This is a genomic window from Niastella caeni, from assembly GCF_004834005.1.
GTDB lineage: Bacteria > Bacteroidota > Bacteroidia > Chitinophagales > Chitinophagaceae > Niastella > Niastella caeni.
In genome coordinates, this window is record NZ_STFF01000009.1 from 24,962 (window position 1) to 51,330 (window position 26,369).

General features: G+C 44.4%; 22 protein-coding genes. 9 read left to right on the forward strand and 13 right to left on the reverse strand.

Translation table 11 applies throughout. From position 1 onward, the window contains the following. Positions 1 to 66: 66 nt before the first annotated feature. Positions 67 to 1,353, reverse strand: a complete 1,287-nt coding sequence (locus tag FAM09_RS25090) for an aminopeptidase P N-terminal domain-containing protein (protein WP_136579920.1) — start codon at positions 1,351 to 1,353, stop codon at positions 67 to 69. A 459-nt stretch (positions 1,354 to 1,812) separates the two neighbouring features. Here FAM09_RS25090 and pckA point away from each other — a divergent pair, with 459 nt between their 5' ends. Together pckA and FAM09_RS25100 are read left to right on the forward strand one after the other, a co-directional pair. Then, entirely contained in the window at positions 1,813 to 3,417 is a 1,605-nt protein-coding gene (gene pckA, locus FAM09_RS25095; RefSeq protein ID WP_136579921.1) for a phosphoenolpyruvate carboxykinase (ATP), read from the forward strand. Positions 3,418 to 3,671: 254 nt separating this feature from the next. Continuing rightward, positions 3,672 to 4,208, forward strand: a complete 537-nt coding sequence (locus FAM09_RS25100) for a DUF922 domain-containing protein (RefSeq protein WP_136579922.1) — start codon at positions 3,672 to 3,674, stop codon at positions 4,206 to 4,208. Positions 4,209 to 4,217: 9 nt separating this feature from the next. On the opposite strand, the gene FAM09_RS25105 is transcribed toward FAM09_RS25100, so the two are convergent. From FAM09_RS25105 to trpS, 3 genes are all read right to left on the reverse strand, one after another. Further along, positions 4,218 to 5,693: a sulfatase-like hydrolase/transferase gene (locus FAM09_RS25105; RefSeq protein WP_136579923.1), complete on the reverse strand. Its 1,476-nt coding sequence runs from the start codon at positions 5,691 to 5,693 to the stop codon at positions 4,218 to 4,220. A gap of 8 nt (positions 5,694 to 5,701) precedes the next feature. Further along, a complete protein-coding gene (locus FAM09_RS25110) occupies positions 5,702 to 6,337 on the reverse strand; it encodes a deoxynucleoside kinase (protein ID WP_136579924.1) in 636 nt (211 codons plus the stop codon). A 115-nt stretch (positions 6,338 to 6,452) separates the two neighbouring features. After that, on the reverse strand, positions 6,453 to 7,460 hold the full coding sequence (gene trpS, locus FAM09_RS25115; RefSeq protein WP_243751775.1) for a tryptophan--tRNA ligase: 1,008 nt from the start codon (positions 7,458 to 7,460) through the stop codon (positions 6,453 to 6,455). 169 nt (positions 7,461 to 7,629) lie between these two features. Here trpS and gatC point away from each other — a divergent pair, with 169 nt between their 5' ends. The 3 genes from gatC to FAM09_RS25130 all read left to right on the forward strand — a co-directional run bounded on the left by gatC (position 7,630) and on the right by FAM09_RS25130 (position 9,302). Then, complete coding sequence (gene gatC / locus FAM09_RS25120; protein ID WP_136579925.1) at positions 7,630 to 7,926, forward strand: Asp-tRNA(Asn)/Glu-tRNA(Gln) amidotransferase subunit GatC; 297 nt, start codon at positions 7,630 to 7,632, stop codon at positions 7,924 to 7,926. Between the two features lie 20 nt (positions 7,927 to 7,946). Next, positions 7,947 to 8,651 carry an ABC transporter ATP-binding protein gene (locus FAM09_RS25125; protein WP_136579926.1) on the forward strand — a complete coding sequence of 235 codons (705 nt, stop codon included), beginning with the start codon at positions 7,947 to 7,949 and terminating at the stop codon, positions 8,649 to 8,651. Between the two features lie 90 nt (positions 8,652 to 8,741). After that, on the forward strand, positions 8,742 to 9,302 hold the full coding sequence (locus tag FAM09_RS25130) for a cob(I)yrinic acid a,c-diamide adenosyltransferase (protein WP_136579927.1): 561 nt from the start codon (positions 8,742 to 8,744) through the stop codon (positions 9,300 to 9,302). A gap of 116 nt (positions 9,303 to 9,418) precedes the next feature. On the opposite strand, the gene FAM09_RS25135 is transcribed toward FAM09_RS25130, so the two are convergent. Beyond that, on the reverse strand, positions 9,419 to 11,944 hold the full coding sequence (locus tag FAM09_RS25135) for a P-loop NTPase fold protein (RefSeq protein ID WP_136579928.1): 2,526 nt from the start codon (positions 11,942 to 11,944) through the stop codon (positions 9,419 to 9,421). Between the two features lie 241 nt (positions 11,945 to 12,185). Beyond that, positions 12,186 to 12,896, reverse strand: coding sequence for an ABC transporter ATP-binding protein (locus FAM09_RS25140; protein WP_243751776.1), 711 nt, complete (start codon positions 12,894 to 12,896; stop codon positions 12,186 to 12,188). Between the two features lie 186 nt (positions 12,897 to 13,082). Between FAM09_RS25140 and FAM09_RS25145 the strand changes: the two genes are divergently transcribed. Continuing rightward, a complete protein-coding gene (locus tag FAM09_RS25145) occupies positions 13,083 to 13,304 on the forward strand; it encodes a DUF2795 domain-containing protein (RefSeq protein WP_014221625.1) in 222 nt (73 codons plus the stop codon). 206 nt (positions 13,305 to 13,510) lie between these two features. Here FAM09_RS25145 and FAM09_RS25150 read toward each other — a convergent pair whose 3' ends face one another. The 5 genes from FAM09_RS25150 to FAM09_RS25170 form a co-directional block, all read right to left on the reverse strand. Beyond that, a complete protein-coding gene (locus tag FAM09_RS25150) occupies positions 13,511 to 14,323 on the reverse strand; it encodes an enoyl-ACP reductase FabI (RefSeq protein ID WP_136579929.1) in 813 nt (270 codons plus the stop codon). Positions 14,324 to 14,589: 266 nt separating this feature from the next. After that, positions 14,590 to 16,248: a DNA repair protein RecN gene (gene recN, locus FAM09_RS25155; RefSeq protein WP_243751777.1), complete on the reverse strand. Its 1,659-nt coding sequence runs from the start codon at positions 16,246 to 16,248 to the stop codon at positions 14,590 to 14,592. A gap of 131 nt (positions 16,249 to 16,379) precedes the next feature. Further along, entirely contained in the window at positions 16,380 to 17,852 is a 1,473-nt protein-coding gene (locus tag FAM09_RS25160; RefSeq protein WP_243751778.1) for a tetratricopeptide repeat protein, read from the reverse strand. Between the two features lie 195 nt (positions 17,853 to 18,047). After that, positions 18,048 to 18,803, reverse strand: a complete 756-nt coding sequence (locus tag FAM09_RS25165) for a zinc ribbon domain-containing protein (RefSeq protein ID WP_136579932.1) — start codon at positions 18,801 to 18,803, stop codon at positions 18,048 to 18,050. 101 nt (positions 18,804 to 18,904) lie between these two features. Beyond that, positions 18,905 to 20,005, reverse strand: coding sequence for a Nif3-like dinuclear metal center hexameric protein (locus FAM09_RS25170; RefSeq protein WP_136579933.1), 1,101 nt, complete (start codon positions 20,003 to 20,005; stop codon positions 18,905 to 18,907). A gap of 198 nt (positions 20,006 to 20,203) precedes the next feature. On the opposite strand from FAM09_RS25170, the gene FAM09_RS25175 reads away from it, so the two are divergent. The 3 genes from FAM09_RS25175 to FAM09_RS25185 all read left to right on the forward strand — a co-directional run bounded on the left by FAM09_RS25175 (position 20,204) and on the right by FAM09_RS25185 (position 23,228). Next, positions 20,204 to 20,779, forward strand: coding sequence for a hypothetical protein (locus FAM09_RS25175; protein WP_136579934.1), 576 nt, complete (start codon positions 20,204 to 20,206; stop codon positions 20,777 to 20,779). A gap of 366 nt (positions 20,780 to 21,145) precedes the next feature. Continuing rightward, entirely contained in the window at positions 21,146 to 21,895 is a 750-nt protein-coding gene (locus tag FAM09_RS25180; protein ID WP_136579935.1) for a helix-turn-helix transcriptional regulator, read from the forward strand. Positions 21,896 to 22,910: 1,015 nt separating this feature from the next. After that, positions 22,911 to 23,228 carry a hypothetical protein gene (locus tag FAM09_RS25185; protein ID WP_136579936.1) on the forward strand — a complete coding sequence of 106 codons (318 nt, stop codon included), beginning with the start codon at positions 22,911 to 22,913 and terminating at the stop codon, positions 23,226 to 23,228. A gap of 32 nt (positions 23,229 to 23,260) precedes the next feature. Here FAM09_RS25185 and FAM09_RS25190 read toward each other — a convergent pair whose 3' ends face one another. Further along, positions 23,261 to 25,708, reverse strand: a complete 2,448-nt coding sequence (locus tag FAM09_RS25190; protein WP_136579937.1) for a hypothetical protein — start codon at positions 25,706 to 25,708, stop codon at positions 23,261 to 23,263. A 156-nt stretch (positions 25,709 to 25,864) separates the two neighbouring features. Further along, the gene (locus tag FAM09_RS25195) at positions 25,865 to 26,248 is read right to left on the reverse strand and encodes an acyl-CoA thioesterase (RefSeq protein WP_136579938.1); all 384 of its coding nucleotides are present in this window, start codon (positions 26,246 to 26,248) and stop codon (positions 25,865 to 25,867) included. Positions 26,249 to 26,369: the final 121 nt, after the last annotated feature.

Consider the following 26,369-nt stretch of genomic DNA (forward strand, 5'->3'; position numbering starts at 1 on the left):
TAACAAAAGTTGCTACTAGTTCGAGCTTACCCCATTTGCACATTTTCAAATTTGCACATTTGCTAATTACTTCATTTTGGCCTCAATTTCTTCTGCCTTGATGGGAATTTTTGCCATCAGGTCTTTGTTGCCGGTCTTGGTGATCCATACATTGTTCTCGATGCGAATGCCCATTTGCTCATCCTCAATATAAATACCCGGCTCAATGGTAAATACCATTCCTGGTTTAATGGGTTCGGTACGCGTACCCAGGTCATGTACATCAATACCCAGGTGATGCGAAATACCATGATATAAATACTTGCGGTAAGCGCGGTTGTCCTTGTCTTCATTCTTCACATCCTGCTGCTTCAGCAAGCCCAGTTTTATAAATACTTTGGTGGCCTCCGCCCCTACTTTATCGGTATAATCCAATATGCTGATGCCCGGTTTCAGAATGCTTTTCGCATAATCATGCAGGCGTAAACAACCATTGTATACTTCTCTTTGCCGCTTTGTGAATTTTCCATTCACCGGCACCGTACGCGTTAAATCGGCACAATAACCGCCATACTCAGCGCCAAAATCCATCAATACCAGCTCGCCATCTTTGCACTCCTGGTTATTGAACACATAGTGCAGAATGCGCGCCCGGTCGCCACTGGCAATTATGCTGCTGTAAGCCGGACCTGTTGCCCGTTGCGACAAAAACGAATGCCAGATCTCGGCCTCAATTTCATATTCCATCACGCCTGGCTTAATAAACGTAAGTAGTCGCTCAAACGTCTTATGCGTAATATCTATTGCCTGTTGCATTACTACTATTTCCTTCGGCGACTTGATGGCCCGCAGGTCTTTCATAATTCGGGCGCTGCGTTTATACTGGTGCAATGGATACCGCTTCCTCATAGTTTCCGCAAAACGGTAATCCCGTACGGGTATCCAGCCCGACTTGCGGTCGTTTTCATTGGTGTTCAGGTAAATGGTATCGGCCGCATGTATCCAGCCCTGTAAGACCGCATCCAGGCTGTCGAGCCAGATCACTGTTGAGATCCCCGAGATCTTCTTGGCTTCCTCTGCACGCAATCTTTTTCCATCCCATTTCTCTTTTAATTCATTAGGGCGAACCAAGACCAGCACTTCACGATACTTCGGATCAGGATTACCGGGGAACAGGATAACCATGGTGTCTTCCTGGTCAATGCCACAAAGCCAGTACAGGTCAGAGTTTTGCTTGAACCGGTGCGTGGCATCGCCATTAGCAGGCAGTTCATCATTACTGTTAAAGATGGCAATGGCATTTTTATCCATCCGGGTTATAAAGCTTTTCCGGTTCTGTATAAAAATGGCAGAATCGAGCGGCAGATACTTCATGTAGTTTGTGTTTTATGTACCCTATGTTTTTAAAAAAGAGCGGTAAAAATAAATAAAAGGGTGAAACGGATGTCACCCGGTTACCAGTTACCGGTTGCCGGTTCCCCTGGTCTTAAATTTCAGCATTTCTGCCAACAGGTAAGCCGTTCTTGTTTTTCATCCTGATAACCGGTGCCTGGCACCCATGGCACGGTAAAACATGCAACCCGGTAACCAAAAACTGATGGCCGGCAACTATTTCTCCCCTTTAGGGGCCGGGGGTAAAAAAAAAGGTTTTCGTACCCATTCAGTAAAACCGGCCGGCCGATCAATGCGGTTTTGAACTAACAGATGTTAGCTATATAATTTACAACAAACCGCCCATTAAATTAGATTATATTCAAAAATGGGCCAAATATGACCATTGGAGTGGATAAATTTTAATAATACCTTTGAATCACAAAACAAACAAACGCTTGTATGTCATTATCAACTATTGCAATCCCAACGAAAGGACTTGAGGAGCTGGGGCTTCACTCAACCAACGCATTGCATTACCAGTTATCTGCTGAAGAACTGGTGCAAGACACCTTACGGTTAAACCAGGGCGAACTGAACAACACCGGGGCATTAGTAGTTAAAACAGGAGAATTCACCGGTCGTAGTCCGAAAGACAAGTTCATTGTAAAGGATGAGATCACCGCCGACTCCGTACACTGGAATGAATTTAATATCCCACTGGATGAAAAATATTTTCACTGCATTCGAAAACAAATTCTTGATTACCTGAATGCACAACCTGAGGTATGGGTGCGCGACTCCTATGCCTGTGCTGAACCCACCTATCGGTTGAACATCCGGGTAATAAACGATAACCCCTGGAGCAACCTGTTTGCCAATAACATGTTCCTGCGTCCTGATGAAGAAGAGCTGGAGCACTTCACCCCCGACTGGCATATACTGGCAGCGCCCGGTTTAAAACTGGATGCTAAAGAATGCGGCGTTCGCCAGCACAATGCAGCAGTGATCAGTTTTAAACACCGCACCATTTTAATTGCCGGCAGCGGTTATACCGGCGAGATCAAGAAAGGTATTTTTTCTATCCTGAATTATATTTTACCACACGACAACGGTGTTTTGAGCATGCACTGCTCTGCCAACCTGGGTAAAGATGGCGATACGGCCCTGTTCTTTGGCTTGAGCGGAACCGGTAAAACCACCCTGAGCGCCGACCCCGAACGTAAATTGATTGGTGATGACGAGCACGGCTGGAACGACCACAGCGTATTTAATTTTGAAGGCGGTTGCTATGCCAAGTGTATTGACCTGAGCGCCGAAAAAGAACCGGCTATTTATGGCGCCATTCATGGTGGTGCGCTGGTAGAGAACACCACTTTCCACCCCGGCACCAGCGTTATTGATTTTTCTAACAAAACAATTACTGAAAATACACGGGTTTCGTATCCGTTAAATTATATCTGTAATGCGGTTGAACCGTCAATAGGCGGTATACCCGAAAATATTTTCTTCCTCACCTGTGACGCATACGGCGTTTTACCTCCCGTATCAAAACTGACGCCGGAACAGGCCATGTACCAGTTCATTTCTGGTTACACAGCAAAAGTAGCGGGAACGGAAGCCGGCGTTACTGAACCCAAATCAACATTCAGTGCCTGCTTTGGCGCTCCCTTTTTACCCCTTCACCCCGGCCATTACGCAGGTATGCTGGGCGAGAAGCTGAAAAAGCATAACGTAAAAGTATGGCTTATCAACACCGGCTGGACCGGCGGCGCCTATGGAACGGGTAACCGGATGAAACTGGCGTATACCCGCGCTATGATCAGCGCAGCCCTGTCTTGTGAATTAGATCAGGTGGGATATGAATATCATCCGGTATTCGGTATGGCTGTACCAACCAGTTGTGCCGGTGTACCCGCGAATATCTTAAACCCGCGGAATACCTGGGCCGATACAGCGGCTTACGACAAAGCTGCCGAAAACCTGGCTAAGCAGTTCATAACCAATTTTGAGAAGTATGCATCGGGTGTTACGCCGGAAGTACTGGCAGCGGCCCCCAAAATATAGTTCGTCGTTTTTGTTTTAGTTTCAGATATTTTAATGATATTAGTTTGCTTTTTTAACAAAAAGCATTCGGTCTCAACGATTACTTTGCCATAGAAAAGGTTGTCTCATAAAATGGGACAACCTTTTATCGTTTATGTAGTACCCCTGATTTTCATAAATTTTTAGGAAAATGTTTACGCAACTTTGCATTAAGTTGCTGCTGTGAAAAAGCCCTTCCTCCCGGTGATTGCATAACCCTGGCGGGGAAACCAATTATGATCAAAGCCGTTATTTCATTATTACTTTTGTGTGTTCCCGTTATACAAACGAACAATCTCATTCCCTGGAGTGCGTCCCGAAAACTTACCTGGAGCGACTTTAAGGGAAATCCTGATCCGCACTCGACCAACGCTGCGCTTACCAGCAGTAATATCAATATTGAATTTGGCTACGACGACAAAGGTTTTCAATATTCCATCAAATGCAGCTTCGACCCAAACAGGTCGTGGGTACGAATAAAGAATAACGACGTACTGGCCCATGAACAAGGCCATTTTGATATTGCAGAAATATTTGCCCGCAGGTTGAATAAGCTTATGAAAGCGTACCGCTTCAATGCCAAAACAGCCGGCACCGATGTAAACAAGCTGTATGAAGGCACCATGAAACAACACCGGGAAGCCCAAACACAATATGACCAGGAAACCGACTATTCCCGCAACAAAACAAAACAGGAAGAATGGTTGAAAAAGATCACGGGTGACCTAAATTCCCTGGAAGGGTTTGCCCAATACCAGAATAATAATAATTAAGGACTTTCATTAATAACAAGTGGAATCTTTCTTCAAAGGTATTTGCTGACCAAACAACGTATTAAACAACAGCGGAAACTGGTTCACATTGCTTACACTGTCGTACCACAAATGGTAATCGCGGTTGGGAAGGTATACCGCATTAAAATTAATGAATCGAAAATCTTTACCAGTGCTGTTCGCGTCGCGATAGCCATGGTCGCTCATCACCATGATAACCGCCCTGCCCTTCGTAGCTGACTGCAATTGTTCAACAAACCGCATGATCCGCTTATTCACATACACAAGGTACTGCAGGTATAATTTGTCTGTTCCCAAAATTCGTTTTCCATCTACTGCCCTGTATGTATCCTGCACTTTACCGGTACTGTCATATAAAAAGGGTTTATGAGGCATCAGTAAATGCAGGTAGGTGAAAGCAGGGGATTTTTTTCCGGCCGATGCCAGCACCGACTTCATCTGATTCTCGTGGGAGGCCGCTACCTTTTTGTTTAACCAGCCCGACAGTATACCTACGTTTAAATTATCCTGCGGTTCGCCGAAGATGATCCTCCTGCTAAGCCGGGTATACAACATACCACGCGTAATTAATTCAATGTCGTGCGGCTCTATTGAAAATGGGCTACTGGCGTCAATGCCGGCAAAGTCAAAAGGAGAATAGTTATAAATGGAATAATTGAATTTTTTAAAATATTCACTAACTGCACTATGATTGATCAATGCGGCCAGGTTGGTATAGGTAAATCCATTATTGCGGCCAACAATCGTGGAATCATGATAGCGCATGTTTAACAGCGACGACATGGAAAACACCGTGAACGCATAATTGCTTTTTGGCTGTGCACACACATAAAAACCCTGCTGCTTTAAAAATGATTCAAATGTTGCATTGTTGTAATGGTAGTATTCCTGCAAAGCGGCAGTTCCCATATACTCATCCAGAAGTATTAAATATACATCTGGCCGGGCTACTGTATCTGCAATAGGAGTAAGGGGTCCAATAGCTACCAGAGGTTTTTTATTTTTTGTTGTAGCAGTTCGCCACAGAACGGTAACGGCATCAAACAAAGTGAGCGTAACAAATAATAAACTCAGAAAAGAGGTTAACCTCACAGGCTTTCTTTTCAAAAAGAACAACCCGGCAAAGGTCACCAGGCAGATGAAGGCAAGCACCGGTATCAGGGTGCGGAACAATGACCAGTAAAAAAGTGACGGCTTTGCAGCAAGCCCATCCTGAAAGGCGCCGAAAAAAAGGTAACAAAAGAACAGCACCGTTACAAACAATGCCGCTTTGTGTGCATCCCGGTACAATTTGCGGCATATAAAGAACAGCACCCAGGCCACTGCGCTCAATTGTACGATCAGCAGTGCCAGGGATGATATTTTTATTAAGCCGAAGAATTCATTATATCCGTGCAGTACAAAAAACAGGATCAGCCACTGGAAATAATAAGGCGCTTTCAGGAATTGTTGGATCTTTTGCATACAAGCTATCAGAACAAACCGTATAACTGGGAATCGATCTTGCGAATGATATCACCGAGGTGTTCATCATTTTCGGGGAACTTATTCTTATCAATATCTATCACCAGCAGCGGGCCTTCTTTATAGCCATCGATCCATTTATTGTAGAAGTCGTTAAGGCGTTTCAGGTAATCGAGCCGGATGTTCTCTTCGTATTCGCGGCCGCGCTTTTGGATTTGTGCTACCAGGGTGGGCACCGATGCTTTCAGGTAGATGAGCATATCGGGGGGCTGCACCATTGTTTTCAATGTTTCAAAAAACATGAAATAATTATCAAAATCACGCTTGCTCATTAACCCCATTTCGTGCAGGTTAGGCGCAAAGATGTACGCATCTTCGTAAATGGTGCGGTCCTGAACGATCGTTTCGGTACCGCGATGAATATCGTTCAACTGCCTGAGCCGGCTGTTGAGGAAATAGATCTGCAGGTTAAAACTCCAGCGAGGCATATCCTCATAAAAGTCGAACAGGTAGGGGTTATGGTCTACATCTTCAAACTGGGGTATCCAGCGATAATGTTTACTGAGTAGTTCAGTGAGCGTAGTTTTGCCCGCGCCGATATTACCCGCCACAGCAATGTGCTTCGGTTTTTTAGTTTTTGCCATTGTAGAGAGTTCTATTACCTATTTGCTATATCCCGTTTTGCCCCGATCCTTACGAGACAATCAAAAATTTAAGATATTAATTCTTTCCGGTTTTAAACTGCCTGAACGCTGTTTTTTAATAATAATTCAAGCCAACGGCCTCGCGTACCACTTTCATGGTAGCCTGAGCGCTGGCCCGGGCTTTTTCGGCGCCCTGGATCATTACTTTTTTAAGGTAACCGGTATCCTGCTGAATAGCTTCTGCTTTATCGCGGATGGGAGCGATAAATTGTACCATGTCTTCGGCCAATTGTTTTTTCATATCACCATACCTGATGGTACATGCGTTGTAGTTTTCTTCAAACTTCTGAACAACATCTGGCGCGCTTACCAGCTTCATCAGCAAAAACAGGTTCTCAATGTAATCGGGTTTGGGGGAGTTGGGTTCCTTGGGACCGCTATCGGTAGTGGCCTTCATTACTTTTTTACGTATAAGGTCATCGGGGTCGCTGAGGTACAGGGTCGCGTATTGGTTCTCACTCTTGCTCATTTTACCGGCGCCATCAAGGCTGGGCACTTTTACCAGTTCACTGCCAAAATTAAATGCAACCGGTTCGGGGAACACTTCACCATAACGATGGTTAAAGCGGCCTGCAATATTCCTGGCCATTTCCAGGTGCTGCTCCTGGTCTTTACCTACGGGTACCAGGTGAGCGCGGTGAAGAAGAATATCAGCGGCTTGTAATACCGGGTAGGTAAGCAAACCAGCATTAACGTTCTGCGGTTGCAGGCGAACTTTATCTTTAAAGGTAGGCGTCTTTTCCAGCTCACCAACCATCGACATCATGCCCAGCAACAGGTACAGTTCAGACGTTTCATAAACATGGCTCTGGCAATACAGGGCGCTTTTATCGGGGTCGAGACCGCAGGCCAGGTGCTCGGCAAGTACCCGGTGCACGTTATTCTTTAATTCTTTCGTATCGGGATGGGTGGTCAATGAATGCAGGTCGGCCAGCATAAAAAAGCAGGGGTATTCATTCTGCATACGCACAAAATTGCGCAAGGCCCCAAAATAGTTACCCAGGTGTAAAAATCCGGTGGGGCGAATGCCGCCCATGACAATCTCTTTCTTAACACTTTGCATAAGGAGGGCGAAGATAAGAAGAGTTTCCGGTTTCCAGTTTCCGGGTGCCGGGTTCCAACCTCGCTATATTCCGGCCAACCTGACCATTCACCTTTTTCCTTTGACCATTGACCATCAATTAGCACATTTGCACATTAGCATATTGGCATATTGACCTATTTTTGTTTACATGGAAGTAAATGACGCATTGGTACAGAACCTGGCTAACCTGGCCCGCCTGCAGTTCAACGATCAGGAAAAAGAAATAATTAAGCAAGACCTGCAACGAATGATTCATTTTGTCGACAAACTGAATGAATTGAATACGGAGGGGGTGGAACCGCTTTTACATATGACAGATGCCATCAATGTGTTGCGTGAAGATGAGGTAAAAGGCTCCATTTCCCGGGAGGAAGCACTGAAAAACGCGCCCGATTCAGACGGAACGTTCTTTAAAGTGCCCAAGGTTATTAAAAAACAGGAGTAGACCGGCTTTAAACTTTTTCTATGAATTCGATCATCCATCTCGAAGGGATTCGCAAGAGCTACTTTATGGGCAAACAGGAATTGCAGGTGCTGAAAGGCATTGACCTGGATATCCATACTAATGAATATGTAGCCCTCATGGGCCCCTCCGGTTCTGGCAAAAGTACCCTGATGAACATCCTCGGCTGCCTCGACTCTCCTTCTGCCGGCCGGTATGTATTAAACGGACAGGATGTAAGTAAAATGCCCGACGATAACCTGGCCGACGTACGGAATAAAGAGATTGGTTTTGTGTTTCAGCAATTCAACCTGCTGCCCCGGCTTACAGCCCTGGAAAATGTTGCCCTGCCGCTGGTTTATGCAGGGGTTTCGCGAAAACAACGTACCGAAATGGCGATGGATGTGATACAAAAAGTAGGGCTGGAAGACAGAAGCCATCACAAACCAAATGAACTATCAGGCGGTCAGTGCCAACGGGTGGCCATTGCCCGGGCCCTGGTTAATAACCCTTCCCTCATTTTGGCGGATGAACCTACCGGAAACCTGGATACCAAAACTTCCAAAGAGATCATGGACATCTTCAGCCAGATACAGGCGGCCGGTAATACCGTAGTGCTGGTTACCCACGAAGAAGATATTGCCCATTATGCCAAACGGATCGTTCGCCTCCGCGACGGCCTGATAGAAAGCGATAAATTAAAAGAAGAGTTGGTAGGTGCGGGTTAAGGGAAATGAAAAAGTGGCAGGCGTTCCGGATTCTGTAATTTGCTTTTGGCTTGCGGCTTGAAGCTTGCAGCTCATTCACCATTCACCATCATGGCACAAAAGATATATACCAAGACCGGCGATAAAGGTTCTACTTCATTAATTGGCGGAACTAAAGTTCCCAAATCGCACCTGCGTATTGAAGCATACGGAACCGTTGATGAATTAAGCTCATGGATCGGCTTATGCAAAGACCTGCTCACCGATGAGGCCAGCAGAACGATCCTGCAGGAAGTGCAGGACCGGTTGTTTACCATGAATGCTTCACTGGCCTGCGATCCGGTTAAAGAACCAAAAATGCGTATTCCCGACCTGCGGGATGAAGACATTACCCTGCTTGAAAAGGAAATGGACCGCATGAACGAGGTCATTCCACCCATGAAGAGTTTTATATTACCGGGAGGGCATCCTACTTTGTCACAATTACACATAACCCGTTGCGTTTGCCGCCGTGCAGAACGATGCTGTGTACGCCTTGAACAGGAAAGCCATGAAGTCGAAGGCATTATTCTGAAATACCTGAACCGCCTCAGCGATTATTTATTTGTGCTGGCCCGCTATGCCGGACATCTTATGCATGTGGAAGAAATTCCGTGGAAACCGAGGGTTTAATTAGCAAATTTGAAAATTAGCAAATCCCGACTAAAGTAGGGACAAGTTGTGCAAATGATAGCTGGGCAGGCGTGTATCCCTCGTTGCCTTGTTTCCTCGTTGCCTTTTTGCCTTCTTCAATACGCAATTATCATAGTCAGCACCTGGAACATGATGGAGCCTAATTCCTGGTTCAAAGAAATTTCATACCCATAAATGCTTTCTTTAACAGCGCGGTCCTCATCATAATCTTTTATAAAATTCCGGTAATCAGAGAGCAGGTGCTCTGTATCTGACTTAAATCCATAATGCAATAACTTAATGGCAAAGCATTGCTTGGCCTCCTTGGTATTATACCATTGCAACCAGGAAGTCTTTCCCTCCGCCAGCGACTTTTCTACCAATTGCTTTCCCAACAAATACCGGTAGGTATATACCCGAATGCTCCGCGGAGTTGATTCGGTATTGCGCGCCAGAATATCTTTGATAAACTCCTGCTCCCATTTTTCATACGGGAATTCTTTACGGGCTGTAGAATCAATCGGTTTGGGCGTTACAGGAATAGCAGAAATAGCAGCAATTTCCGTTTGTACCTGACTGATATTTTTGCTTTCCAACACTACGGTGTGTATATCGCTTTCCGGTATCGTCACCTTAACGTTAGAGGGGGTTGTAACGGTTTCGGAATTGGCAAGAATTTGTTCTTCGCTTTCTGTTTTGCTGATGACCTCTGCTACCCTGGCTGAATTGAAACCATTGGTTGCCGGCGGCATTACCACATCGGCTATGGCCGTATCGGCACTGGTAAAACCTTCCACGATCTGCCGTTTTTCAAACTCCGTTAATGGGCCCAGCTTTAACCCGGCCAGGAATAATTTATCCATGTATTCGCGGCACAGTTCTTTGTAAGTAGCGTCATTGTCCTTGTTCGCGATAAAATCTTTATACTTATCCTGGATGGCGTGCAACAAAATGCGTTCATCGATGGCCGCCAGTACGGTTACCCGGTCCTGGATCTCGGAACAATGCAGCAGTACCCGGATATAATCAACGATCTGAATGATCTTGTCTTCCGAACAGCGGTCAATATCATCAATAAACAGGAAGATGCGCTTTTTGAATTTAAGCTTTTCGGGTATCCATGCCTGCAGCAGGTATTTCAGTTCCTGCTGAATTTCGTGCTGAAACCCAAGCTGGCTGTTAAAATTTACGTTGCTGGTTACTGATAAAATAATTTTCCGGGCATCGGTCCTGAATGTTTTAGCAATATATACCAGCATGGTGATGATGGAAATGGGAATACCCCAGCCCAGGATCGTTTTAACCGTTTCATCTGCTTTTATAAAATCACTAAATAAATACACCCCAATAGCAATAACTATACTGAGCAGGAACCCAACAATGACCGATAACTTACCCCGCTGATCGTTGAGATTGATCAATTTTTTATAATATTTCACCCACCTGGTCAACTGATACCATTTCGGTTTATCGCCCAGGTAAGCGTCGTTAAGGGTATTATACAGGTAGGCCCAAATGCCGGGTGTTTCCTGGTACCTCCAGGCGTGAAACTCAATGGGAATGTATTTTTCCTTATCGAGGTTGTTCTTTAAAATATATTTCCAGAAGAAAGTCTTGCCCCTGCCCCACCGGCCAAACAAACCAAAGAAATGCTCGCCATTGCTGTCGCTGTTGGCGATGAGGTTGTAAAAGATCCCACTGAGCTTTTCAATATCCAGTAAATTTTTATCGGGGTTGCCACGCAGGCGGATATCGCGAATGGCATAGGAAATATATTGTTCTTCGGGCTGTTCGTTTGTCGTTTGGGAAGCCGGTGGATCGTCAGCGTTTGTGGTAGCGGTTACATTGGCTTGTGTAGAAAGGTTAATGCCAAAATGCGCACGCAGTTTTACAAGGTCATTCAGGATATCGAGCGGCGCATTGATGGGGTTTTCGACCAGCATTATTTTTTCAAGCCGGGGATTCTTCAGTATGGTTCTTGCCCCGGTATCATTTATCTGGTTTCCAACCAGCTCCACCTCTCTGAGCACCGGCATATTTTTTATAACTTCATAAGTGCTTATGAAGCTATTTTGATTTAACCGGAGTATTTGAAGGTTTTTGTTCTGTTTCAGGAATTCTATGCTGGTTATTTCGTTAGCATCCGCGATCAATACCTGTAAATCAATGAAACTTCCCACCATGGAAATATCCCGGAGCTTGTTATTGGAGATATTAAGACTTTGCAGATTGCTGATTCGAAGCAATAATGGTGGTAATGTTACTAACTCAAGTTTATCGAGATTGAGGTGGAAATAGTTGGTATAATCATCTATAAAATCCCATATTCGCCTTAAAGCTTCCAGCTCGTTCACAGAGAAATAGAATTTTCTTTGCTCATCACTGCGAATCATTCTTTTATATACCTGCAAATACTCTCCATCATTCAGATAACTATTATTCTTTTCATTGACAGTTATCTCATCTATCTTTCTCAATGCATACCCAAAAAATGCTTCCTTTGTGGAGGGATACTTTTTAGATTCTACTGGATCTGCACTGATAATTTCAAACTCCTTATCTAATAAGTCACCAAGTACGTTGGCTTCTACGTCTAACATAGAAGCAATCTTTTCAAGAATGGAATTGTTGTCGGTAGCCATGGATGGCTTTTTCTAAAAATACTAAGTATATATGGGAATTATAATACCACTTACTGGTTATGGGGGAGAAATTGACGAGTTAACAAGTTGACAGGTTCACAGGTTGATAGGGTAACTACTACGCATATGTTTTTTATCGCCTTCGATCATTCTAAAGCTTGGGCCTTTGTAACAGCGTCAGCGATGCTTTGGGGGTAAGCAAGTATTTGCAAATTTTCGCATTTGTATTCCCATTAGCACATTAAACTATCTTTCCGTCCTTCATATGCAGGATCCTGTCGCTCATTTGCGCCAGTTCTTCATTATGCGTAACTATTAAAAAGGTTTGATTGAACTGCTGCCGCAGCGTAAAGAACAACTGGTGCAGTTCGCGGGCATTGGCCGAGTCGAGGTTACCGGTAGGTTCATCGGCAAAAATAATTGCAGGCCTGTTGATGAGCGCCCGGGCTACGGCTACCCGTTGCTGCTCGCCGCCCGATAATGCATTCGGTTTATTATCGGTGCGTTTGCCCAACCCTAACATTTGTAATAACGATAATGCATTGTCCTCTACTTCCTTTTTACGGCGACCGGCCATCCAGCCGGGAATACACACATTTTCAAGGGCGGTGAATTCGGGAAGTAAATGGTGGAACTGGAAAACAAAGCCCACATGCCGGTTACGAAAAGCCGCCATTTGTTTCTCGTTCAGGAAATTGATGCGTTGATTACCAACCTTTACCTCCCCTTTATCCGGCTTATCTAGTGTGCCTAAAATGTGTAACAACGTGCTTTTCCCTGAGCCCGATGGTCCAACAATGCTGGCAATTTCGCCCTGTTTTATTTCCAGGTCAACGCCCTTCAAAACCCATAACTGACCATAATATTTTTGAATATTCGTCGCTATCAACATGTGTTGTGAATTACTAATAATAGCCGTCAAGATACTACAAACCATTGGCTTCCCGTTCATAGGACCCGTTTGGGGAAAGTTTTTAGGAAAACCTTCCATTATCTTTCAAAGATAGATTTGGTTTTTTCATTAGGAGGGTTACTTTTGCGAAAAATTGAGGGGTAATATTGGGGACAGTATAGCTATTTCTCCGACCCTTGATTCGGTAACTGTTAGTGGATTTAAAACTTTAAACAGGCTAAACACATGTTTTGGACATTAGAACTTGCATCCTATCTCGAAGATGCACCGTGGCCTGCCACCAAAGATGAGCTGATTGACTACGCGATCCGTAGCGGTGCACCCATTGAAGTGGTAGAAAATCTTCAGGAATTGGAAGATGAAGGAGAGATATACGAAGGCATTGAAGATATCTGGCCGGACTATCCCAGTCAGGACGACTTCTTCTTTAATGAAGATGAGTATTAAAAGCCCATGGCTAAAAAATAATGCAAACCGGTCGCTGTTCAGGCGGGCGGTTTTTTTATTGTTACCAGTTACCGGACTGCCGGTTACCGGGGGGCAACCTCTTCACATTACAAAAAAGGGGTGGATCTACCGCCGCGGCTAGATCCACCCCTTTGAATTTCTTACTTCCTCCCTTTATCAACCTGTTAACTTGTCAACTTCCCCCCTTACTTCTCCATCTGCTCAATAACGGCTTCGGTAACCCCGGTAAAGGAGAATCCGCCATCATGAAACAGGTTCTGCATGGTTACCATTTTGGTAAGGTCGCTGAACAAGGTAACGCAATAGTCAGCACACTGATCGGCTGAAGCATTACCCAGCGGGCTCATCTTTTCTGCATAACTTATAAAGCCATCGAACCCTTTAACCCCGCTACCGGCGGTTGTTTTGGTAGGAGACTGAGATACGGTGTTTATCCGCACTTTTTTCTTAACCCCATAATGATAACCAAAGTTGCGGGCCACGCCTTCCAGCAATGTTTTCGCATCTGCCATTTCGTTATAATCGGGGAATACGCGTTGTGCCGCAATATAGCTTAAAGCTACCACGCTGCCCCAATCGTTAATGGCATCCATTTCCCAGGCTGTACGCAGCACGCGGTGCAACGACATGGCTGATATATCAAGGGTCTTTTGGTTAAACCCGTAATCGATCTCGGTATAATGCTTGCCTTTGCGCACGTTCAGGCTCATGCCTATTGAATGCAGGATGAAATCTACCTTACCGCCAAAATGCTTCATGGCTTCTTCAAACAATTTCTTCAAATCATCCATGCTGGTGACATCGGCGCCTACTACCGGCGCTTTCACTGCTTCGGCCAGTTGGTTGATGGTGCCCATACGTAAAGCAACCGGTGCATTGGTTAAAACCAGTTGTGCGCCTTCTTCATGGCAACGCAAAGCGGTTCTCCAGGCAATTGATTTTTCGTCCAAAGCACCAAAAATGATCCCTTTCTTTCCTTTAAGCAGGTTATATGCCATACAATTTATTTTTAATTAGAATAAGCGCGCAAAAATAACAACTTATCTGACAGGCCAAACATATTTCAACAATACCCAACTTACAATAAATGTGTATACCAGGGCTACTGCCAATATAGCCGCCAGATATAGTGTAAAGCGCCCAAATGATTGTCTGGGCTGTATCCATCCCATCAAATACCGGTTCATATAATAAGCAGGAATGGCTGCCACGACCAGGAAGAATATGAAATCCGGATTAAGAAATGGAATAGTTAGCATACCGATTAATTCATCACCATCTCCCGTGCATTCTCCAATGCGGCAGCCGTAGGCTTCTCCCCACTGAGCATTTTGGCTATGGCCGTTATGCGCTCATCCTGCGACAGCAGCCTGATATTAGTTTTAATGGAATTGCCTTTTATTTCCTTGTAAACGAAGTAATGGGCATCGGCTTTCCCGGCAATTTGCGGCTGATGGGTAATGCTCAGCACCTGGCGTTTGCGGGCCAGGTCTTTCATAATAATGCCCACCTGTTTGGCTGCCTCACCCGAAATACCGGTATCTATTTCATCAAAGATCAGGGTGGGCAGATCGAGCGACTGGGCTACCAGCGATTTAATACACAACATTAACCGGCTAAGTTCACCGCCCGATGCCACTTTGCGAATAGGCTCGAACCGGTTGCTTTTATTGGCATCAAATAAAAACTCTATATCGTCGTGCCCTGATATTTGAAGATTGGCCAATGGCTTTACATCTACCTGCAGGCGGGCATTGGGCATACCTACCTGGGCCAACAGCTTATTTACTTTATCCTGCAGCGGCTTCACTTGTTTAACACGGTTAGCCGTTAGCTTTGCTGCCAGGTCGGTAGCTTTTTGTAATAATTGCTGTACAGCTTTTTCTTTGGCCTGAATGGCTTCATCAATATTCAATACAGCCTGTAATTTTTGCTCCAGCCCATCTTGTATAGCCAGCAATTCCTGCGTAGTATGTACGCCGTGTTTCTTCAACAGTTTGTACCCTGTGGAAATGCGGTCGTTCAGTTGTTCAATTTTTTGCGGATCGTACTGCACCTGGTCATTGATGCGCTCCACTTCATCGGCGATGTCCTGTAATTCAATTTGGGCACTCTGCAATCGTTGCAACAAGGCCGGTAACGCAGTATGGTGATCGCTGTAAGCGCTTAACTGGTGGCACAATGATTTCAGTTGCTGTACCATGGGCGATTCACCTTCTCCTAATTCGTAGGTCACTTTGCTCAATGTTGTTTTAATGCCTTCTGCATTACTGAGCAATTTTAAAGTTGCATCTGCTTCTTCCAGTTCATTCTCTTTCAGGCCCGCATCGTGCAGCTCATCAAATAAAAACTTATTGTAATCATATTCTTTGGTGAATTGATCTTTCTGTTGCTGCAAAGCAGATAGCTCATGTTGCGCCTGCTGCCATTGGGTATACGATCCCTGGTATTGCTGCACTACATCCGTATGACCAGCCAGGGCATCCAGTACCTGCCGTTGAAAATCGCTTTCGCCCAATTCCAGCGTATCGAACTGGCGATGCAGGTCAACCAGCATAGCACTTAACTGACGAAGTTGTTCCAGGTTAACGGGCGTATCATTAACAAACGCTCTCGATTTACCATTACTGCCAATTTCGCGACGGATCACCAGCTCTTCATCAATATCGAGGTCCTGCTCACGCAAAAAGGCTTTCACCGCTTTCTTCTCAGCTATTACAAATATTCCTTCTACATAACACTTCTTATCGCGGCTCTGCAATACGGCCGTATCAACCCGGTCGCCCAGTATCAACGACAGGGCGCCCATTAAAATTGATTTACCGGCGCCGGTTTCCCCGGTAATTATATTCAGCTTTTGCGAGAAGTCGATCTCTATCTCGTCAATAATAGCGTAGTTCTGTATGTATAGTTTTTTAAGCACAGTACGATTTTGAGCGTAACAAATATAATTGCGATCGGGCATTAATTATAACATGGTTTTCCCCAACCAATACAGCTACCAGTGACCCGTTGCCGCGACGGCTTACAGCTTGAAGCCTGCAGCTGTTTTCACTATTCACTATTACACCTTGCCAACCCCGCCTTCGCTCGTTGGTCCAATGAATTTTTAAAATCGTGGTCTTTCATATTAATGCAACGTTTAAACCATTCAATGGCCGTTTGCTTATCGCCCTTTTGCTCGTAAATATAACCGGTTTGCAAGGCCGCCCGGGCGGCAAAATGTTCTTTACGCCGTTGGCCCAGGTCAATAGCCTGTTTATAAAATACAATGGCCAGGCTGTCATTTCCCATATCATCGTACAAACGTCCGGCCCTATAGGCAAACTCCAGTTTTTCTTCTGTCAATGAAAAATAACCTGTGTTTTTACCATGCAACAGCGCCAGGGCCTGCCGGTAATAACCACCGTCATTTAACAACCGGGCCTGCAGCAACAACTTATTAGGCCACTTGTCGGTCATTGCTTCCTTTTGCGCCTGCTTATCGGCTTCCGTATCGGTGCTGCCACTTTGCAATATCTTCTGGCGGTAGGTTTTGGCCCTGGCTTCATCACCCTGCAGGTAATAATGCCAGCTTAGTTTTTGCAGCACATCTTTCACATAGAATTTCCCTTTAAAAGTGGCCAGAAAGCGTTCCAGGTATAAAGCAGCCCCGGCATCCAGATGATGCATTTTGGCATAACCCATTTCCATATCCCATACCGGCATGGCCAGGTAACCTGAATTATTATTTAAACCCGCTATAACCTGCTCTGCTTTTTCAGCCTGCTGGTTATTGATGTTCAAATTGGCTGCGAGAAATGCAAACAAATGATGATTCACCACATCCAGTTCCTGCTGTTCAATAAATTTAAAAACGCCCGGCCGGTCGTTCTCTATATAAAATTTCAAATAACAGTAATAGAATACCGCTTCTTCATGAAACAATACCGACCATTCATCGGTTCCCTGCAAAAAGGCGCCGATCCGCGACATGCCTTTTTTTATGCTGCCATTAATGCCCAGCAAATTGCTTAACCATTTATAGCCATCGGGAATGGTTCCGGCCGCCACCTGCATGGCGCCCGCATATAACAGGTTAGGCGTAAAGTTGGGAAATGATTGCTGGTTGTTCTTTACCTGTAAAAACGAGCGACGAAACTCCCACCCGGCATCCCAGTTATTACCAAATTTCACCCTGATGGCAGCCCATTGAAAATGGATCACCGAACGGGTAAATAAAAGGAAAGGAGATTTTTCAGGCCCCTCGCTTAGCAGCTTAAGCCGGGCTTCGCGATTAGGCAATCGCTTTTGATATTCTGCCGGGTCCTCATTAAAGAACAGCGTAAAGAAATCGATATAATTTTCGAGGAAATACGGGATGAGGTTATCGGGGTGCTGCGCTTTTTCTGCATTCAGCAATTGCTGGCCGCTATTTAATTTTAACTGCACAATTTCATGATACGCCTGTTTGCACCGCTCGTTAAAATCAAATACTTTTTGCGCCCTTGCAGGCACATACAACAATACCAATAATAAGACTGCCAAACAAGTTGGCCTGGGCCAATTCATGGCTGCAATATACGTGAATCGGGAAACGGTCCGCCAACTGGCGGATGAAAGAGCCCACTCATTTTGTGTATTCCGCATTTTCTTCCCGCCTCCTTACTTTTTTGATTCCTCTACCCACATAAAAAAGCCCCGCTTGTTGCGGGGCCTTTTCATTATGCTGAATTAGTTTACTCATTTTACTTCAACTGTATCAAACAGGTCGCGGTCAACCAGGATACGGCCGCAGTTTTCGCATACGATGATCTTTTTACGCTGGCGGATCTCACTTTGACGTTGTGGTGGGATAGCGTTAAAGCAACCACCGCAGGCATCACGCTCAACCGGCACTACGCCCAGGCCGTTACGGTAGTTCTTGCGAATGCGATCGTATGACAACAACAGGCGCTCATCAACTTTCTCACGGGCTTCAGAAGCCTGTTTATTAAAATGTTTTTCTTCTTTTTCGGTAGTAGCAATGATCTTTTCCAACTCACCTTTCTTGGTATTCAAAACACCTTCTTTGGTGGCGATATTCTTTTTCGCTTTGTCGAGCACTACTACTTTCTCGGCAATCTCTTCATTAGCGTCGCGAATGTGTTTTTCAGCCAGCTTTATTTCGAGCTGCTGCATTTCAATTTCTTTATTGATGGCCTCAAACTCGCGGCTGTTCTTTACGTTCTCACTCTGCTTTTCATATTTCTTGATCAGCGCCTCTGCTTCTTTGATCAGGTTCTTCTTCTGATTAATAAATTCCTGAATGCCGTTGATCTCCTCTTCGATACGAACCTGGCGTGAATGCAAACCCTGAATTTCATCTTCCAGGTCGCTCACTTCCATAGGTAACTCTCCTTTCAGGATCTGTATCTCATCGATCTTCGATTCAACCTTCTGCAAAGCAACCAGTGCACTTAATTTTTCTTCTACAGAGTAATCTTTAACGTTAGCCATAAATAAATTTATAGTTTGTTGTTTATGGTTTGAAGTTGGTTCCCGGCTTTACCATCCCTGATGGATCTTTTGTTGCGTCGCACACTTCAGCGTTCTGGTCACTAATCAACAAAATAATGTACAGGATTGGTTTTTAAAGCCGTTTTAAGGACGGCAAAGGTAGGGAATTTTTCCTGCAAAACTCCAGCCAGTAAATCTATGGTAAATTGCTCACTTTCAAAATGCCCAATATCGGCTATTATCAGCCGGCCATTGGCATCAAAAAACTCGTGGTATTTCATATCGCCTGTAATATAGATGTCAGCCCCAACGGCTAATGCTTTGGAAACCAAGAAACTACCTGCGCCGCCACATAAAGCCACCTTCTTCACCGGCCGGCCCAGCAGGGCGGTATGCCTGATCAACGACAGGCCAAATACCTGCTTTAATTGTTTCAAAAAAGCGGTTTCCGGTATGGCATCCCGCAATTCACCTACCAGCCCCGAACCAATGCCGGGATGGGTATTGGCCAGGTCAACCACATCGTATGCCACTTCTTCGTAAGGATGGGCCGTGCGCAAAGCCCGCACCATAGCTGTTTGCAGGTAGGCCGGAAAAATGACCTCAATCTTTTGTTCCTGTTCGTAATGCCGCTCCCCTTGTTCGCCAACAAAGGGATTGGTTCCCTCCCCGGCTTTAAAAGTACCCGTCCCTTCTACCCCAAAACTGCATTCATCATAATTTCCAATATTTCCGCCGCCGGCTTCAAATAAAGCCGCCCGAACCGATTCCACATGTTCAACGGGCACAAAAGTGAACAATTTTCTGAGCGTGGCTTCCTTTGGCGCCAGGATCTTCCGGTTTACCAGTCCCAGTTTATTGGCCATCATCCCATTAACACCAGCTATTACGTTATCCAGGTTGGTATGAATGGCATAGATCGCAATATCATTCTTGATGGCTGTTATGATGGTCTTTTCTACATAATTTCTGCCCGTGATCTTCTTTAACCCGCCAAAAATGATGGGGTGATGCGCCACTACCAGGTTACAACCGCGTTGAATGGCCTCTTTGATCACTTCTTCCGTGGCATCGAGAGTGCAAAGAGCGCCGGTGCAGGTCCAGCCGGCATTGCCGGTCAATAGCCCGGCATTATCATAACTTTCCTGTAAGGAAGGCGGGGCAATGGATTCGAGCAAGGCAACGATATCGGCAATTTTCATCTGAAAATGATTATTATGTTTTGGCCAGATGGATGATTGAAACCAAAGATAGTAGATAGCAGGCGCAATTATTATGTAGGGCAATGAACCAGGAATACCGGTTTGTTAACAAATTAAATAATGACATCAAGGCATGTTAATTGCAGGTATTTGTTACTTTAATGAATTAATGACACTAACTACACCTTAACTATAACTATGCGGGCAACCTGGATAATCTTATTAATCATGGTCATTGCCGGTACCGGCATGTACTTTTGGTTTTCACGTAAACCCAAACCGGCCAACCACGATACCATTGTTTTTAAAAACACAGCCGATTCAATTATACAAAAGATGCAGGTTTACCTGGCTGATGATCCTAAAGAGGTGATGTACCTGGATAGTGTTTGGATGCAATCAGACTCTACCCCGCTGAAGCGGGTGCTTAATGGTGTTGATCAGGATACCATGAGCAAGCAGTACTCAAACCTTACGTTGTTCCTCGCCTATGATCATCAATCATTTTATGATCTGGAATTGAAGAAGCCCAATCCAAAACTTGCATATACCATCAGCCTTGAAGTGGAGCCTATGAGTGATAGCGATACCCTTATAGTAGATGGATTGATCACACCTCAGGAAGGTGATGCTATGCACTTTGCAAGCCCCATGATGAAAATGCATTCCCGGTTTATTATTACCTATAATCATAAGTTGCCGCAACCTCCGCCCGATTCAACTTCTATAAAAGGACATGATCCTAATAAGACCATTACCATATTAAAGAATTAACAAGGGATTGCTGATTTTAGGATTTCGTGATCTTGAGACCGGGTGCCTGTGATTTTAAGATGGAATTTGGTTCTTACAATTATCTTCTGTGATTTTTTATTAATACAATTTTATTTGAATAAAAATAAAATCACATTTTTTTAAATTATAACCCGTTAGGATACCCTATCAATCTTTATCAATCATATTAAAAAGGCTTATGATCTCATAAGGCAAATTGATATAAACAAGTGTCCACGGGTAGACAGATAGTACTCTTTTATCAACATTATGGTATCAAATAGGGGTACAACGCCTTCTTTTATGTTATTTCGCATTTGAATCACTTAGTGCAATCTTAACCCTAAGCAAAATTCCCTAAATCCCATGAAAAGGATCACAAAACCCTTTTGTGTTATTTATGTATTGCATTTACTCCCTTATCACATTGCAGAGACCTCTATGTGGCAGGCAGCTATTGTATTGCTGTTGCTCATCATGGTTTCAGTGAGTATTATATTGCATTACAGATATAAAAAAATGAAGGTGCGTATACACATTGAACGGGAAGCCGCTTTTCTGGAAGCTCGCCGCATGGTGGAGATGGAAAAGCAGAAGGCCTTTCAACAAGCCAATAAACTTATTGAAGAGAAAAAGGCAATGGCCGTTCAACAGGCGCAGGAAATTATTGAAAAGGCAAAAGAAGAAGCCAGGCAGTTGCAGGCCCAGGTTACCACTACATCGGTGATGCTGGCCAACAAAACAGATTACCTGATGCAATTGCAGGAAAAATTAAAGACCTCTGACAATAACGAATACAAGCGCATCGCTAAAGAGATAAAGACCAACCTCACAGAATCTGATCACTGGGCCGATTTTATAAAGAACTTCAACCTGCTGCATGCGCATTATGTTGATAACATCACACTACGGCATCCCGATCTCACCTCCAATGAAGTGCGGCTGATCTGTTTTATTCTTTCCGGATTAAGCAATAAAGAGATCGCGGGTATATTTTCAGTAGAACCTGAGAGCGTTAAAAAAGCGCGTTACCGCCTTAAGAAAAAGCTGAACCTGGCAGAAGACGAGAGCCTTGGTTTCTATTTACAAAACTTAAGACTTAAGAATGTAGGATAGAATGCAGAATTAGCTAATCCCGACAAATCGGGACAAGTTGTGATAATGGAATAAAGCTACACGCTTCACGCTGCAAGCCAATACAGCCTTAAGCTACAAGGCTAAAGCTGAAAGCTTTACCTGCCTGCTACTCAGCATTCACTATCGGCTAATTGTTATTGGCTTTGGGCTTTAAGCTTGCCTATTACACATTGCCCATTGAAAACTACCCATTGGTTCTTCCTCGTTGCCTTTATGCCTTGTTGCCTTGTTGCCTTTATGCCTTGTTGCCTTATTCTTGCGCGCAGTGCGCAGCGTGAAGCTCGCCTTGCCTATTGCAAATTGCCCATTGCTTATTGTTTTTCCTTCATGCGTATAGCCTGTAGCTTGAAGCTCTCCTATTGACCCTTCCTCGTTGCCTTTATGCCTTTATGCCTTTATGCCTCGTTGCCTTGTTGCCTTTATACCTCGTTGCCTCCCTCTCGCATTTCATTTAAATATATATAACGCAAACGAACACCCTGGTATCATTATTGCAGTACTATAAATACCTCAAACTTTCTTTTTTATATTAATTGCACTTCTTCTATATAACTCTACCATTACCTGCTAAATAGAAAAAAGGTCACCCTCTGGTACCCTTTTACCGGGACCTGTATCCACTTGTTGTCCGCCTCATTTACTTCTCTTTTACACTTTTCGTTGCCATTTTTACGTCGCAGATGAGCATTTGCTAATTCTAATCCAACATTCCTTCGAGAAACTCTTTGTTCAATATTCCCATGACTTTTTGAAATCCTTATATCGCTTTTTGGGTACGACGCAATGAAGGTTGCCTTCGATACCAGATATTCCAATAGTATGAAATATCCTAAACCCGGTATCTGTGGAGCCCTAATTCAATGTCTTTGAAACCCATTTAGGTTCAATGTTCTATTCCTGGAAAAAATGGCCTGGTATAACCAGGCAGGTTTTGAGGGTTTACAAAGTGGTGGTATCTACCACCGCTTTTTTTTATCACTTTATAATTCATTTTATGAAGACAAACCAGCTACGAATTGGTAAATATGTAATGATAAATGAGATGCCGATATTATTTCCACTCGAGATAATGCATAGTGATGTAGTGCAACAAGCGCAGTCAGCCGGTTTTTTTGTAATGCGCGTTACTGCATATGGTATAGACGTATACTGCTGGGGTGAAAGTACCAGTTTAAACCTGCAAAGCAACCAAACGCAGGATGCCCGAATCATTAAAGAATTCATTGGTAATATTTCGGAAGTATCACACAGATTTGGCAATACGGCCAAGCCTGGTGTACAACCGGGCGTAACAGCAAACAGCCCCGCATAAAACGGGGCTGTTCATTTTTATAAGCGATCTTCTTATTCAATGATCTTTTCTACCCTGGTCAGCTGACCATCTTCATTCATCCCTTCCAAAATGATGCGCAAACGTTTCGTTACATCATTATTAAAGAAGCTCAGGGTTATTTTATGATTGTTCTTGTCGGTAAGTAAATAAGGCGCCCAGAATAACGTTGAGCGTATGTCGGGCAGTTCATTTTGTGCCACATCCTTGCTATAATCGGGAGAATAAAATTCCTTAGGCGTAGCATAACCGGTCAACCGGCTTTTATCGAGCCCACCTACACTGGAAGCAGCCGATGTATTATCGCCGCCTTTTTTTGTATAAATGGCAATGGCGCCACCAGCGCCGCCGCCTACAGCGCCGAAGAATGGCGGACGGAATGCTTTTACATAAGCGATATCGGTAACCGGGATGTTTTCTATTGCACTTACATCAACCGGCATTTCATTTAAAAACAATGAGGGCGTTGCGCCACGCCATTGCAACTGCGAACCTCCACCACCAGTAGTGATCTGCAAACCGGCCACCCGGCCTTGCAGGTAACTGAAAATGTTAAATGCGCCCAACGCAGAAACATCGTCGGTCAAATCAAAAGTAGTTGCATCGCCGCCCGAAAATAAACCACTGGTATATCGCTCGTCCATTTGTTGTTGCTTGCTCTTTTGTTTTGCCTTCACGGTAACGGTTTCCAGCACTTTCACTTTCTTCTCCAGTTCAGGTCTTATCCGATCTGCTTCCGTAGCAAAAAATTTACCTCTATTCAGCAGGCTTGTATCCAGTGGCATGGGAACACGCCAGGCCGTATCGGGCTTAATGACCCCTCCACTTTTCAAGGTTCCGTTGCTGAAATTAACAATGGCTTTATTGGCAAGGTGCTTACTGTTATTAAATTGGTAAAACACCTGCACTGTATCATAGAACACCAACCCATCCTGCCTAAACCTGCCGCTGGAATCCATTGTGAGGAAGAACAACTGACGGGATGAATCTTTAGCCTGAATGAAAACATTCAGTTGGGTATTCTTAGGGACCTGGCTGGGCAGCACACCCGTTAAATTAGCGTTGAGCGATAAATAATTTTCCCGTGGAAATTTTATCACCGGTAATTTACCTGCGGCCAGATCGTCCCATTTAAACCGGCGCCAACCATTGGTGAGCATAACCAGGTCGAGGTGCGATCGTACCGTATCATCATTACCTGTGAAGTAGTAATATGGATTGTTAATATAACCGCGCAGATCGCCACTCAATAATAAATGTGATACAATGTTATCAGCATCGGGATCTGCTTTGCTTAATCCTGCATCGGTTATGGCAATGCTCAGGTTAGCTTTCAATGTATCGGGGACATCTATCACCAGTGTATTCTTGCCACGTCTGTCTGTATTCCTGGTGATGGGGACCACACGGGTCGTAAAGAAATAATCTTCCTTGTTCACAAACGCAATACGTTCCGCTTGTGGTTTCCAATCTGCATCAAACAAGGTCATTTGTATCATTCCCGTTGGGATGCCATCGAGCGGAATGGAACCGCTGACCATAAAATTTTGCTGCAAATTCAACCGCGCTTTATACACAACCTGCGAATTAAAATAACCCAGCAGGTACAGGGTTTTTAAATTGTCTGGCGCATCAGCTGTTCGTTTGATAATAAATGCCTCCCGGTTACCCGTAGAAGCACATTGCATTATTACACCACCTGGTTTCGCAGTGGGCAATGGTGTTTTACGTGTTTGCTTTTTTTCATCCTGCCATTCAGCATAATATGTTTTACCGGCTTGCGGCTCTATGGTAAAACGGCCCATGCCATCATGCACCGTACCAAAGTTAGCTACTGTTGCACCTGCAGCATCCTTAATAGTACCCTGGGCCGATACCGGCAATCCATATACATCTGTCACTTTCACAGCTACTACCGATTCAAGTCCGGTTACCAGGTCGCCGCCTTCAGGGAAGAAGCGCAGGGTAGCAACCGGTATGCTATTGCTGCTGGCTGCAGCAGTAGTTTGCTTCGCAGCGGTTGTAGTACCAGCGGCAGTGGCCCCGCCTTGCGGGGGCGTCTGTGCTGTTGTTTTATTTAAAATGCGGATGGTTTTGCTGAATAAAAAAGTGGTATCAAAATTCAGCATCCATGTTGTATAAGCCCGGAAAACGATCGTCGGCGGAAGATTGGCCGGCAAGTCAAAATGCCCTGCAGATGTGCCTTCATAAATAGGCATGATCTTTTGTTGTAATACCTTGCCCGACTGATCGAGCAGTTCGGCATAGAAGTTCCTGCTGATGGGCGAGGGTATGATACCGGTAAATAAATACGATTTGAACCAGATGGTTTCGCCGGTATTATAAGCCGGCTTATCAAAATGAACATATATTTTCTCCTGCGGAAATCTTTCTCCATATACATTCACCATGGAATCGATCTGCTGTGCACCGGCCCCTAAACCGGTAAAAATTAAAGCCAAAGCAATCAGGGTTCTATAATAACGCGTGCAATTCATGGGGCAATTTAACTTTTAACAAATTAATGGCTTTCACAGCTTAAAATTGATAAAATTTTGTCTATGAATTGTTAAAGAAACCTACATTAAAGCAATTTTTAATTTAATCCCAAGCCCTTTTTATAAAATAGGCACCGGTCGTTTGTTTTCATCAACAGCCACCAGGGTAAAAGTGCCACTAATGGCTTTGTCGCGTTCGAAGGAATACATTTCTTCAATAAATATTTCAACCAGCACCCGCACGCTGGATTTACCGGTATGAATCACTTTTCCAATTAATTCAATGATGGTGCCCGCCGGTATAGACCTGGTAAAATCTATTTTATCCGACGATACCGTTACCATTCGTTTCCGGGCAAACCGGGTAGCGGCAATAAATGCAACTTCATCCATTAAAGCCATGGCAGTTCCGCCAAACAAAGTGTCGTAATGATTGGTTGTATTGGGAAATACAGCTTTGAAGATGCGGGTTTCGGATTGCTGGATCTTTTGTTCGATAGTCATTGTTGAACGCTATAAGTTAATGAATGCGACAAGATCGCGATTTAATAAGAACAGTTACAGGTTACAAGGTACAGGTTACAGGGCTACTAATAGCCCTTCCTTGTAACCCAGAAACCTGGAA

Coding starts and splice junctions, on each gene's coding strand:
- FAM09_RS25170 (WP_136579933.1), bottom strand. CDS start 20,005: ATGAAAATTGCCGATATCGTTGCCTTGCTCGAATCCATTGCCCCGCCT.
- FAM09_RS25185 (WP_136579936.1), top strand. CDS start 22,911: ATGAAGACAAACCAGCTACGAATTGGTAAATATGTAATGATAAATGAG.
- trpS (WP_243751775.1), bottom strand. CDS start 7,460: ATGCAAAGTGTTAAGAAAGAGATTGTCATGGGCGGCATTCGCCCCACC.
- FAM09_RS25145 (WP_014221625.1), top strand. CDS start 13,083: ATGTTTTGGACATTAGAACTTGCATCCTATCTCGAAGATGCACCGTGG.
- FAM09_RS25165 (WP_136579932.1), bottom strand. CDS start 18,803: ATGGCTAACGTTAAAGATTACTCTGTAGAAGAAAAATTAAGTGCACTG.
- FAM09_RS25130 (WP_136579927.1), top strand. CDS start 8,742: ATGGCACAAAAGATATATACCAAGACCGGCGATAAAGGTTCTACTTCA.
- gatC (WP_136579925.1), top strand. CDS start 7,630: ATGGAAGTAAATGACGCATTGGTACAGAACCTGGCTAACCTGGCCCGC.
- FAM09_RS25135 (WP_136579928.1), bottom strand. CDS start 11,944: ATGGCTACCGACAACAATTCCATTCTTGAAAAGATTGCTTCTATGTTA.
- FAM09_RS25110 (WP_136579924.1), bottom strand. CDS start 6,337: ATGGCAAAAACTAAAAAACCGAAGCACATTGCTGTGGCGGGTAATATC.
- FAM09_RS25105 (WP_136579923.1), bottom strand. CDS start 5,693: ATGCAAAAGATCCAACAATTCCTGAAAGCGCCTTATTATTTCCAGTGG.
- FAM09_RS25175 (WP_136579934.1), top strand. CDS start 20,204: ATGCGGGCAACCTGGATAATCTTATTAATCATGGTCATTGCCGGTACC.
- FAM09_RS25180 (WP_136579935.1), top strand. CDS start 21,146: ATGAAAAGGATCACAAAACCCTTTTGTGTTATTTATGTATTGCATTTA.
- FAM09_RS25150 (WP_136579929.1), bottom strand. CDS start 14,323: ATGGCATATAACCTGCTTAAAGGAAAGAAAGGGATCATTTTTGGTGCT.
- FAM09_RS25140 (WP_243751776.1), bottom strand. CDS start 12,896: ATGAACGGGAAGCCAATGGTTTGTAGTATCTTGACGGCTATTATTAGT.
- FAM09_RS25125 (WP_136579926.1), top strand. CDS start 7,947: ATGAATTCGATCATCCATCTCGAAGGGATTCGCAAGAGCTACTTTATG.
- pckA (WP_136579921.1), top strand. CDS start 1,813: ATGTCATTATCAACTATTGCAATCCCAACGAAAGGACTTGAGGAGCTG.
- FAM09_RS25090 (WP_136579920.1), bottom strand. CDS start 1,353: ATGAAGTATCTGCCGCTCGATTCTGCCATTTTTATACAGAACCGGAAA.
- FAM09_RS25195 (WP_136579938.1), bottom strand. CDS start 26,248: ATGACTATCGAACAAAAGATCCAGCAATCCGAAACCCGCATCTTCAAA.
- FAM09_RS25100 (WP_136579922.1), top strand. CDS start 3,672: ATGATCAAAGCCGTTATTTCATTATTACTTTTGTGTGTTCCCGTTATA.